Origin of the sequence: Vibrio sp. EA2 (genome assembly GCF_033042495.1) — a bacterium.
Lineage (GTDB): Bacteria > Pseudomonadota > Gammaproteobacteria > Enterobacterales > Vibrionaceae > Vibrio.
In genome coordinates this window covers 91,641-103,906 of the sequence record NZ_JAWLID010000001.1, presented here as the reverse complement: position 1 = coordinate 103,906, position 12,266 = coordinate 91,641, and the positions used below count along the sequence as shown (strand labels likewise).

General features: G+C 44.5%; 10 protein-coding genes. 5 read left to right on the top strand and 5 right to left on the bottom strand.

Translation table 11 applies throughout. The annotated features are described in order from the left end of the window. Both RXX31_RS00455 and copI read left to right on the top strand, forming a co-directional pair. Complete coding sequence (locus tag RXX31_RS00455) at positions 1–3,141, top strand: efflux RND transporter permease subunit (RefSeq protein ID WP_020335332.1); 3,141 nt, start codon at positions 1–3, stop codon at positions 3,139–3,141. Positions 3,142–3,205: 64 nt separating this feature from the next. Further along, positions 3,206–3,772 carry a copper-resistant cuproprotein CopI gene (gene copI, locus RXX31_RS00450; RefSeq protein WP_317587139.1) on the top strand — a complete coding sequence of 189 codons (567 nt, stop codon included), beginning with the start codon at positions 3,206–3,208 and terminating at the stop codon, positions 3,770–3,772. Between the two features lie 60 nt (positions 3,773–3,832). Here copI and RXX31_RS00445 read toward each other — a convergent pair whose 3' ends face one another. Next, a complete protein-coding gene (locus RXX31_RS00445) occupies positions 3,833–5,167 on the bottom strand; it encodes a ferric reductase-like transmembrane domain-containing protein (protein WP_317587138.1) in 1,335 nt (444 codons plus the stop codon). Positions 5,168–5,378: 211 nt separating this feature from the next. On the opposite strand from RXX31_RS00445, the gene blaCARB reads away from it, so the two are divergent. Next, positions 5,379–6,230, top strand: coding sequence for a CARB/PSE/RTG family carbenicillin-hydrolyzing class A beta-lactamase (gene blaCARB / locus RXX31_RS00440; RefSeq protein WP_317587137.1), 852 nt, complete (start codon positions 5,379–5,381; stop codon positions 6,228–6,230). A 297-nt stretch (positions 6,231–6,527) separates the two neighbouring features. Beyond that, complete coding sequence (locus tag RXX31_RS00435) at positions 6,528–7,586, top strand: sensor domain-containing diguanylate cyclase (protein WP_317587136.1); 1,059 nt, start codon at positions 6,528–6,530, stop codon at positions 7,584–7,586. Positions 7,587–7,664: 78 nt separating this feature from the next. Here RXX31_RS00435 and RXX31_RS00430 read toward each other — a convergent pair whose 3' ends face one another. After that, positions 7,665–7,817 carry a hypothetical protein gene (locus RXX31_RS00430; RefSeq protein ID WP_317587135.1) on the bottom strand — a complete coding sequence of 51 codons (153 nt, stop codon included), beginning with the start codon at positions 7,815–7,817 and terminating at the stop codon, positions 7,665–7,667. A 255-nt stretch (positions 7,818–8,072) separates the two neighbouring features. On the opposite strand from RXX31_RS00430, the gene speG reads away from it, so the two are divergent. Beyond that, positions 8,073–8,612: a spermidine N1-acetyltransferase gene (gene speG, locus RXX31_RS00425; protein WP_317587134.1), complete on the top strand. Its 540-nt coding sequence runs from the start codon at positions 8,073–8,075 to the stop codon at positions 8,610–8,612. Positions 8,613–8,737: 125 nt separating this feature from the next. Here speG and RXX31_RS00420 read toward each other — a convergent pair whose 3' ends face one another. The 3 genes from RXX31_RS00420 to RXX31_RS00410 form a co-directional block, all read right to left on the bottom strand. Further along, on the bottom strand, positions 8,738–9,538 hold the full coding sequence (locus RXX31_RS00420) for a hypothetical protein (protein WP_317587133.1): 801 nt from the start codon (positions 9,536–9,538) through the stop codon (positions 8,738–8,740). Positions 9,539–9,585: 47 nt separating this feature from the next. Further along, complete coding sequence (locus RXX31_RS00415; RefSeq protein WP_317587132.1) at positions 9,586–10,710, bottom strand: OmpP1/FadL family transporter; 1,125 nt, start codon at positions 10,708–10,710, stop codon at positions 9,586–9,588. 262 nt (positions 10,711–10,972) lie between these two features. Continuing rightward, complete coding sequence (locus RXX31_RS00410) at positions 10,973–11,770, bottom strand: hypothetical protein (RefSeq protein WP_317587131.1); 798 nt, start codon at positions 11,768–11,770, stop codon at positions 10,973–10,975. Between the last annotated feature and the right edge of the window lie 496 nt (positions 11,771–12,266).

The following is a 12,266-nucleotide window of genomic DNA, read 5'->3' as shown; positions in this document are numbered from 1 at the left end:
ATGATTGGAGCAATAATCCGTTGGTCTATCAACAATCGCTTTATGGTGTTAATCGCCACCTTAGTGGTTGTGCTATCAGGGCTTTACAGCGTAAAGAATACACCTGTTGATGCTATTCCCGATCTTTCTGATGTTCAGGTGATCATAAAAACCAGCTACCCAGGCCAAGCACCGCAAGTCGTTGAAGATCAGGTCACTTACCCGCTTACCACAGCGATGTTGGCCGTTCCGGGCGCAGAAACAGTGCGCGGCTATTCTTTCTTCGGGGATTCGTATGTTTACATCATTTTCAATGATGATACCGACATGTACTGGGCGAGATCCCGTGTTTTAGAATACCTAAGCCAGGTAGCACCGAAATTGCCGCCAAGTGCAAAACCGACGCTAGGTCCGGACGCGACAGGTGTGGGCTGGGTTTACAGCTATGTACTGCAAGACAAAACAGGGCAACACGACCTTGCTGAGCTTCGTAGTTTTCAGGACTGGTTCTTAAAATACGAACTTCAAACGGTTGATGGGGTTTCTGAGGTCGCCACTGTTGGCGGGATGGTCAAACAATACCAAGTCCAGATCGACCCGGCCAAACTGCGCGCCTACAACCTCACTCTGCAGCAAGTCAACATGGCTATCCAGAACGGCAACCAGGAAACGGGGGCGTCCGTTGTGGAAGTGGCAGAAGCGGAACACATGGTTCGCACAACTGGATACTTAACCAGCATCGAAGACATTGAATCTCTGCCAATCAAAGTGACCGACAAAGGTACGCCGCTCCTACTTGGAGACATCGCAGACATCAATCTCGGCCCGCAAATGCGTCGCGGTATCTCTGAGCTAAATGGTGAAGGGGAAGCCGTCGGTGGCGTGATTGTGATGCGCTACGGTGAAAATGCCAGCGAAGTCATCAGTAAGGTCAAAGAGAAGCTGGATGATTTGCAGCGAAGCCTGCCTGATGGCGTAGAAATCGTATCAACTTACGATCGCTCAACGTTGATCAACGCAGCAGTAGACAACCTATGGAAAAAACTCGCCGAAGAGTTCATCGTGGTAGCGATTGTTTGTGCCTTGTTCTTGTTCCATATCCGCTCTTCTTTAGTTATTGCTCTTAGCTTGCCAGTGGGTATTTTGGCTGCCTTTATTGTGATGCACTATCAAGGCATTAATGCCAATATCATGTCACTCGGTGGCATAGCTATTGCCATCGGGGCGATGGTGGACGGCGCGATAGTGATGATAGAAAACGTCCATAAACACATCGAACGGACGCCACTTACAGACAAAAACCGTTGGCAGGTAATTGGTAAAGCAGCCGAAGAAGTGGGTGCTCCCCTATTCTTCTCGCTCCTCATCATTACATTGAGCTTTGTTCCGGTGTTCGCGCTGGAAGGGCAAGAAGGCAAAATGTTCTCGCCTCTCGCCTTTACTAAAACGTACGCGATGGCCTCGGCGGCGGCTTTGGCTATCACGCTAGTGCCAGTATTAATGGGTTACTTTATTCGCGGTAAGGTGCTTCCTGAACACAAAAACCCGGTTAACCGCAGCTTGGTGGCACTTTATCGTCCACTGCTGAACCTGAGTTTGAAATATCCAAAAGCGATGATCGTGCTGGCTCTTGGGCTAATGGCATCGGCTTATTACCCGACCAGTAAACTGGGCAGTGAATTCATTCCGCCTCTGGATGAAGGCGATTTGATGTACATGCCGACCACCTATCCGGGTATATCTATCGGTAAAGCACGTGAATTGCTCCAACAAACCAATAAGTTGATCAAGACCGTACCGGAAGTGAAAACGGTTTGGGGGAAAATTGGTCGCGCGGATACGGCAACCGACCCTGCCCCGCTGACGATGATCGAAACGGTTATTCAATTTAAACCGCGTGAAGAATGGCGTGAAGGCGTGACAACAGAGTCTTTGCGTAAAGAGTTTGACCAGCTGGTGCAATTCCCTGGATTAACCAACGCCTGGGTTATGCCGATTAAGACTCGTATCGACATGCTGGCAACTGGCATCAAAACCCCAATCGGGATAAAAATCGCCGGCCCTGACCTGAAAGAGATCGAGAAAATTGGTGCGCAAATAGAGCCAATTCTTAACAACGTTTCTGGCACCTCATCGGTTTACGCTGAGCGTGTTGCTGGCGGTCGCTACGTCACCATCGATATCAAACGCCGTGTTGCTGCGCGTTACGGTCTGAATATCAAAGATGTTCAACAGGTGATTTCCACCGCAGTGGGAGGCATGAATGTCGGTGAAACTATCGAAGGTCTGGAACGCTACCCGATCAACGTTCGTTACCCGCAAGACTACCGTGATTCGGTGGTGAAACTGCAGAACCTACCGCTGGTAACACCAAACGGTGCACGTATCGCACTCGCTGATGTGGCCGATATCCGCTACGAAGATGGTCCACCGATGATCAAAACAGAAAACGCGCGTCCAAATGGCTGGGTGTTTGTTGATATCGACGGACGAGATCTTGGTTCGTACGTGATTGAAGCACAGCAAGCCGTCGCGGATCAGCTGGTTTTACCTACTGGCTATTCTATCGCTTGGTCGGGTCAATATGAGTACATGGAACGCGCGAAAGACCGACTCAGTGTGGTCGTGCCGATCACTTTAGTGATCATCATGATGTTGCTCTACTTCAGTTTCCGTCGCATCGGAGAAGTCTTGATCATCATGGCGACGCTGCCATTGGCGATGGTAGGTGGTTTGTGGTTAATGTACAGCCTCAGTTACAACTTCTCGATTGCGGTAGGGGTTGGCTTTATTGCCCTTGCGGGTGTCGCTGTTGAGATTGGGGTCATTATGCTGGTTTACCTCAACCAAGCATGGCACCACAAAAAACTGGATGCAGAAGAAAAACGCCAGCCACTGCGCTTAGATGATTTGACTAATGCGATACGCGAAGGAGCAGGTCTACGTGTGCGTCCAGTGATGATGACCGTACTCACCGTCATTATTGGTCTGATTCCAATCATGTATGGCGACGGGACAGGCTCGCAGGTAATGCAACGTATTGCTGCCCCGATGATCGGTGGTATGGCATCTGCCTTACTGCTAACTCTACTGGTACTGCCAGCGATTTTTATGCTCTGGAAACAGCGCGAAGTAAAACCTAACAAAAACACAGAGAAATAAACATAAAGCGCTATGGTTCCAATGACCATAGCGCACTACCTCATTGACGATAAAGGAAACCGATATGAAAAAGACACTGATCACTCTTGCTCTGACCTTAGCCTCTGGCAGTGTATTTGCTCAGATGGATAATTCAACCATGAACCATGACAACATGGATCACGGCTCTATGCCTATGGAACATGCGCAAAACGACAGCATGCCAATGGACCACTCCAACATGGATCACTCTAATATGGGCGGCATGGTCGCAACATCAGCAGTCGGTATGCCCGCAAATGGCGCAAAACCCGACAAAGTCGTACACGTTATTTTGAGCGACGACATGAAAATCACCTTTAAAAAAGAGGTGAAGATCGAACCCAATGATGTGGTTCAATTTGTAGTGATGAATACAGGTAAAATAAATCATGAGTTCACGATAGGCTCTGCCGAAGAGCAGTTGGAGCACCGTGAAATGATGAAGAACATGACGGGCAGTCACATGCATGACTCAGATAACGCAATCACGGTAGAACCAGGCAAAGCTAAGCAATTGCTTTGGCATTTCCACGGTGACAACGATGTTGAGTTTGCGTGTAACATTCCGGGTCATGCAGAAGCAGGCATGGTAAAGAAAATAAAACTATAAGCTTGTATCCAATGTAACTGGAGCCGATGCTCGCTCCAGTTACATTTTCGGCTAAGGTATTCACCTCATCACAAACAACTCTTCATGATAGTGATGTTCAGTGTCGAATCGATACTCAGCCAATTGCTCCTTCAACGCGTTAGAAAACGCCTCTGGCCCGCAGAAATAAAGCTCATATTCAGCCAAGTTCCCACACTGCTTAACGATGCGTTGTGCGTTAAGTCTTGGCGATACTTGGGTGTCAATAACACTTAACTCAACCTCAGCACAATGAGCATAGTGCCACAGTTCATCCACTAAATGACTATCCAATCCACGCGCACAATAGAATAGATGCACTGGCTGATGCGATTTGCGCTCTTTTAATGAAGCAAGTATCGCAAAGAAAACCGCAATACCAACACCACCAGCAATCCATATTTGAGGTTTGGTGACGTCAAATTCTAAACGACCATAAGGTCCTTCCAAAGTGACCTCATCACCGGCTTTTATTCGTTCGGCTAAGCCCGTTGTAAAATCTCCAAGCTCTTTGATCAAAAATCGTAGTTCAGGTTCACCGTTCGCCGAGGCAATCGTAAACGGGTGTGGGTCTTCGTCACCAAAACGAACATAAGCAAACTGCCCTGCCTTATGTCCTTTCCATGAATGATTCGGTGTGACAACCAATTCCATAACTCGAGCCTGTGGGAAAAAGCGCGTCGATTTCACTTTCATGCAGTGGCGGTTGATCCGTCCAACCAAGCCACATAAGCTGTAGATAGCTGCTGCGGATCCAAATAATGCAAATATGATAGAAACATAATATATCGGATCACCCCAATAGGCTCGCTTGATAAGTAAAACTGAATGTATGGCAATCATCAAATAGACAGCTGCCATCATTCGATGTGAGATTTTAAAAGGTTTATATTTCACGACAGTCCAGAGGGAAAGGACCACTAACACTAGTAATAAATAGAAACCCCATTCGCCAAGACTCAGGCCAACATCACGTAGATCCACTATCCAAGCTTCCCAGGCTGTTAAATTGTTCCCTGATGGCCCAGCGCCTGTATGTTTAAGGGGCTTTTCTAAGACTCCCGACTCGACTAACCATTTTGGCACTTGATACAAGAGCCAATGCACTATGCCTAAACTCGCACCCGATATACCCAACCACTTATGAACTCGATAGGCTTTATCCATACCATTCACCCAGCCCTCTACAGCGGGCAGGCGTAGCGCTAACACCATAGCAATGGACATTAAAACGAGTGATATCACACCAGAGTATTGAATCAACGCTGAGCGCCAATAGAAAAATTGAGTCGATGACAGCAGTTGTGGCTCACTTAAAAACCATAGGATAGAGACGACTGCAATCACAACACATATAGAATTCCGTACTGTTTTCATTTCTACTACTCCACCACTGACGACAATTCTAGTTTAGTGCAACTTACGTAAAGCAACGTCAATGACCGTAAAGCATCGTAAAACGCTCTATTTGAGCAGAATTCTACAGAAAACCAACAGGGATTTAACAGTCCATAGCGCACTCCATCGCTATAGTCTGTATTGATTTCACCTCAATGCGAGCCAGAAAAATAAATTAAGATAATCACCCATGAAAAAGTTACTTTTTTTGATTGCACTAATGGTCGGCTCCCCGTTAAGTCACGCCTCTAAATTACACGAAGATATTTCTCTTCTAGAACAACAGATCACTGGTCGCATAGGGATCTCCGTTTGGGATACTCAGACAGACAAACATTGGGCCTATCGTGGTGACGAGCGATTTCCTATGGTCGGAACCTTTAAGACCCTGGCTTGTGCGACCATGTTAAAAGAGATGGACACAGGTATTCTCAAAAAAAATGCGACGGCGACAGTAGAAGAACGCAACATGGTGGTGTGGTCTCCAATTATGGACAAACTGGCTGGCCAGAATGTTCGTATTGAGCACGCCTGTGAAGCCGCGATGTTGATGAACGATAACACGGCAACGAATCTGGTTTTAGATGAAATAGGTGGTCCTAAATCGGTCACGCTTTTCCTGCGAACTATTGGCGATAAAGCCACGAGACTTGACAGAAATGAGCCTGGCGTCAACGAAGCCGTACCTAGTGACAAGCATGATACGACAACACCTAACGCTATCGTAAAAACTCTTGAGACACTCATCGATGGTGATGCGCTCGCTTATGAATCTCGCATTCAATTAAAGATATGGATGCAAGACAGTAAAGTGTCTGACGCACTCATGCGTTCGGTTTTACCTGCAGGCTGGTCTATCGCGGATCGCTCAGGTTCCGGTGGAAACGGTTCTCTCGGTTTCAATGCCATCATCTGGAAAGAGAACCACAAGCCCGTTTATATTAGCATCTATGTTGCAGAGACCGAGCTGTCTCTGCAGGCAAGAGAGCAACTCATCGCGCAAATTAGCCAGCTTATTTTGTATAAATACCGAAACATTTAGCAATGACGTCACCGTGCCCTTCCTATCTAATAAGGGCACTTTTACACTAAACTACCCAAGCCATCGTCTCCTTCTACCTTCTTAGTAGTATTTACAGTCACTCAACTCCTACTGTATACATCTTTAGGGTTATTAATTTCTATCACCGGACTAAGTGATGTAGTTCTCACTTTGCCTAATCATTAGTATAGAATCGGCTACAAATTAATCGCACTGTTTTCTGCATGGATATTTTTGTTGAAAATATCCATGCGTTACTTATTGTTTAAACAAAGGGAATGCCTGAGGAGACGGCAATTGAGACTTGAAAGAACCTTTGCCCCAAGTGACCTATCGACGCAAAACATGGAAAGGCCAATATGTTTGCCGATCGGCTTTGTTCACTTTTTGGCTCAGTCACAAACCTTACAACAGGTACTTGATACCGTCGCAGAGTGGATAAACCGCATCTTCGAATCTGATCGTGCAAGTATTACTTTGTATGAAAATAGTGACTTCTTGAAGGTCTACTCTTTTTCAGGAAATAAAGCGATCCCCACTGATTTTCTCGTGCCGATAGATCAAGCTTTCGTCGGGCGAGTATTCAAAACTCAACAACTGATGATTTGTGACGATGTCAGCCAGTCAGATGAACTTGATTGCGTCATGCTGTCCTCTAACGGGATGGGAACATGTATGGATGCGCCTTTGATGCATGGTAAGGCTTGCTTAGGCACACTTAATGTCGCTCATAGCCAAGCTCACTTTTACACCAAAGAACAAGCCTCACAACTTCAATGTATCGCAAACTGGATTGCCTTAAACATCGCTCTGCATATTCAGGTGATGAAAATGGAGCACCTTGCGAAAACGGATGACCTAACGGGCATACCAAATCGCAGAGAGTTCATGCGTGAGATCGAATACCGCCTTTCAGAGTATCGTTCTAAGGGGATAAAGTTCCACGTCGCCATTCTGGATTTAGATCACTTTAAAAAATTGAATGACAACTATGGACACGACGCTGGCGATAAATCACTGGTTCATGTTGTGAATATCATAAAAGATCTTCTATTCGACTACGATCTGCTCGCACGAGTTGGAGGCGAAGAGTTTGCGATTGTGCTTAGACGGCGCTCATCGCAAGAAGCGCTAGAGACATTAGAAACCATTCGCAACGCCCTAGAGAGTACGGTTATGAAACACTCGGGTTTTGAGATGTCGATTACTGCCAGTATTGGTGTTACTCAAGTGTCCGGTATGGATAATTCGTTTGAGCCACTGATTAAAAGAGCGGATTTAGCGTTATACAAAGCGAAAGAAACGGGCAGAAACCGCGTTGAAATCAACCAGGAAATCCAAAATAAAAAAAGGTAGCGACCTAAAACGCTACCTTTATCCCTACTCCCACCGTTACCTGAAACTTACAGACACCGGCAGAATAAGTAGATTTAATTATGCTTTCTGAAGGTCTTTAGTTGGGTAAGTCAAAGCCGCACCTTCCACTTTTACGTGAGTGTAGGCACCACCGCCGCTCACGCCTGTAACGACCATTTTTCCTAGGTCAACACCTTTAGTTGCTACTACTTCGTCACCGATTGAAAACATATTCAACACCTTTTATGCAGATTTAGACAATGAGTCATTGCGAGGTATTTAAAATGAAATGACCTTATTTACCTAATCAGGTTTTTTGTCGTAAAGATTAATTTTTTTGTTTTATCTCACCGGCTTACCTCACTTTTTTCAAGCGGATAAACGTCACCTGATCATGAAAAAAACAAGTAAGTAAATTCTGCGTAATACGTTACTATCTTCAGACATAAGGACAGAAACAACACTTGCTCTCACCGGAGAAACATCATGACGAAAGGCCTTAAAATGCGTGCATTGGAACGATCTGACCTTCGTTTTATTCACGAACTAAATAACAACCGCAATATCATGGCCTACTGGTTTGAAGAGCCTTACGAATCTTATGATGAACTCGAAGAACTCTACCGTAAGCACATTCATGATGATGCAGAAAGACGTTTCGTCGTAGAGGATACTGACGGTATTGTTATCGGTTTAGTTGAACTTATCGAGATCAACTACATCCACAGAAGTGCAGAATTTCAGATAATCATAGCTCCTGAGCACCAAGGCCTTGGTTATGCGATGGAGATGATAAACCGTGCCTTAGATTATTCTTTTTCAATCCTTAATCTACGCAAAATTTATCTGCTGGTCGCGGTAGAAAATAAAATCGCTATTCATTTATACAAAAAGTGTGGCTTTATCGAAGAAGGCCATCTAGTGGAAGAGTACTTTATTAATGGTGGTTATCGAGACGTTAAACGAATGTATATCTTAAAACATCAATATCAAAAATCGATGGAAGAAAAGAAAGAGAGCAATTAATTCGTCGCAGCTTCAGCCTATCCAACCAGATAACTAAAAACGCAGCTCAGTGGCTGCGTTTTTAGTTATCTGAGTACGGGCAATACAATAATACTGATTAACTTTGATTACCCTTATCAGGTTGTTTATTCAAATTGATACTGATAAGAGACCAAAACCCGCTTGTCAGCTTCGTCTAGGTAAGTATTGTTGTTCATGATAAACGTCATTGCATTAAACGAATGACGTTTATTGACCAAGTAACCCAAGCCGAGGCCACCAAAGGCACCTTTATAGTTTTCCCCTTCACTATTTTTTGAACCGTATGTACCCGCAGCGAAACTCATCAATGTCAGCTCTTTAGTCAACGATTTCAGTGCAAAAGCCCCTACATAGCCACTGCTTCCTGACGAAGTCATCATATTAAATCCATTCTCCGCACTAGGCGTCCCAACAAAGTCCGGGTCAGAACATTTACTATCGACTTGACCGTCACACACTGGAGCGTCACCTTCGTTATAGGTATAGCCCGCCATAGGGAAGATCTGGAAGCCTAAAGGTTCAAGACCAAAATAACTCAACGGCATGAACGTACCGACACTGTAGTTAGTTTGATTCGCACCATTCGTATACTCGTTCTTACCGAAGTTGAAATTAACGATACCGATAGGAAACAGCCATGAACCACCGATACGCCATTCACTGGCGTCTTCATTAAGACGTGCATTCAGCTTACGAGCTTGATCAAATGCGATCGAAGCGGAAAACGAGACATTTGAGTCATCAAAATCGTAGTTATTCGCGAAAGAGACGCCCACCTTAGAAATGACTTTGGTTGGATCGTCGGCCAACTTGTTTTTGTTTTCTTTTACGCGACTGGTTTCGGCTGCATGAGGCATACTCGTCACTAATAATGCTGCACACACCACTGCAATTTTATATTTCATCTTATTATCCTAATTAAGTGCTATCGATACGCCAAGTTCCGCAACTTCTATCGACTCTTCCAGCTGTAGCCGATGCTTAGGAAATACAACGCAGGATCTTTATATCCAGCCAGTTTAGTACCATTGGCCAACGTCGATTCCGACGAGTCAATGATCACTGTTTCAAACGCTACACTTACTGTGTTTTTCTCGTCCCACTTGTAATCAACGCCAGTACCTAGTCGGAATGAATCACCGGTTGGAACCGTAATGTCCCCTTTAGACTGGTCTTCATACATGCTGCTATCGTACGCCACGCCAGCATTCCACATCACTTTGTTGTTTACCTGATACTGAGTACCAAAAGCGACCTGATAAGTATCCTGAGTATCGACGTTCAATGTGGTTTTGTACTCGCTCCAGTCTTGCCAGTTCACGTTACCCATCCAGGCGAAGTTATCATTTACCTTCTGATAGATACTGAATACCACCTGCTGCGGTGCCACAGAGTTGGTGCCGTCAAATTCAAACTCCGTTTCACTTGAGTAAGATAAGCCAAAGCGTGTGCCTGGAACTAGCTCGTATAACACACCGATGCGGCCATTCACCTGCACATCGGTATCATCATCTTCAAATGAGAAATTATTATTTGCCGAGCTAGCGTTCGCTTCCACTTGATATTTACCATACTGAACGCCAAGTCCCGCACCCACCGACCATTGGTCATTAATTCGGTAAGATGCGGTAGGTTGAATAGTCACCGCTTGAGTAATCGCAGTGGGGATATCTAATTTTGCGACGGTATTATCCACTAGCCCTTCGTATCCCAGTCCAAGTCCGTAGTTACCGTATAAACCAATACCTAGGGTCCACTTATCGTTTAACTGCTGACTATAAAATGCAGAGCCCATTGGCACAAAACCAACAACATTACCTGCATCGCCCGAGATAGTATCCAACTCTGCATCCCCATAAAGGCTGATTAAATGCCCAGAGAAGGACTGACCTGATACGTTCGCCAGGCCCGCTGGGTTTGCTGCCATAACAGACGCATCATGCGCCCTAGCCGCCATCCCTGCGGAGGCAAGACCAATGTCAGTAGTGTTCGTTTCGTATAAGTACAAACCTGCTGCTTGAGCCGTAGCGCATGTTAATAACGAGCCGGCCACGACGATTTTTAAAAGATTTTTCATAACAAAACCTATTATTTTTAGATAGAACCTATGCCACAGTGAACCGATATAGGTGATTGAAAACCACTGCCGTTGCTACAAAGCATAGGTCTCAATGAAGTAGAGCGCGAAGAAAGTATTGAATCGGCAGCCCTGATTTACTTTTACACTCCAGAGCCTTACCTGATTGGTAAAAAGGACATGCGTTGGTACTGCATGCCCTTCAAAATTGCCAGTGTAAAAAATAGTCCGATGCTGACCGTTTAAAATCAGCCATTTAAGATTAGAATTGGTAGTTAAATTCGATGCGATGATCACCATCGCCAAAATTAACGTGTTCATTCCAGTTTGCAAAGTAGCGAATATTAGTACGTGGGTTGAGCTGATAAGACAAGGCAAACTCATGCGCTAAGATATTGTCATCGCCAGCATAGTACTCTGATTTGTAATCGCTCGAGCCAGACAACGTGTGCATATACATTGGGTTATAGTTAATCCAGATTTTATCTGTTAGTTCAACTTTTGCGTACATACCAAGAACAGTGAATGTCCCCGGGATTTCATACCCTTGGTCATCGCCACTGTAATCATTTGCTATCGTAACGCCTGCCCCCGCTAGAGGGAAAACTTGTAATGGTCCCAATTTGGGTAACGCTTTTATGAAACTATAAGAGACATCCAACTTGTCATTATCAACGTCGTAGTTCATATCAAGTTGACGGCCAAGACCTTTTGCAACTTCTACCTGGAAGTTACGTAAGCGGAAAGAGTCGATGCTATCGTCAACATTGCGATACATAGGATCATCATTATCACGGATACCCAATAACTCACCACCGACACCTTTCATTTCAAAGATATTCATTGCCATCGTACCAGGCTGACTAGACTGGTAAGTTTGGCCAACTTTGATGTTGAGACCTTTATCGGTAATACCAAAACCAGCTTGTGTATAGACAGCAAGCGGGTCCGACATGTCTTGTAACTCTTCACCACTGTTTTGATCTGCCCGTGCATAAGCTGAAGACATAAACTGAAGCGCAACTGCTATGATTGCAACGGTAGGTTTAACTAGATTCATCAGACTGTAACCATTTTAGTGAGTATTAAATTGTTCACGTCTTTCAAGCCATTATAAATAGAACGCAACCGAGCTATAAAAAGATAAATAGCTTCAGACAATTCAAAATGACGAAACAGCAGACGTATAAACCAAAGTAAAGCATATCGTTATACTAGTTCAATCATCTTGACTTATATATTGTATAAACGGAACTTTGGCATAGCTCACAATAGCTATAAATATAACAATGACTCAACAGAACGATGGGTGATAAGTCAAATTAAAAATAGAAAATCCAGCTTGGAAAAATTTTCAGTCCATCTTATTTTTCTGACATTTCAATCATTAATCTGAATTGTAAAAAATGCAATTAAATTCAATAAATTAAAAACTTAACTCTATTATCATTGCGATTTTATAAAAACATCAATTGACCTGCATGCATCGCTTTATTTCGTCAAATCAGAACTTGTTGAATGTTTACACAATAACTGGCACATGACCAAACCAGGTC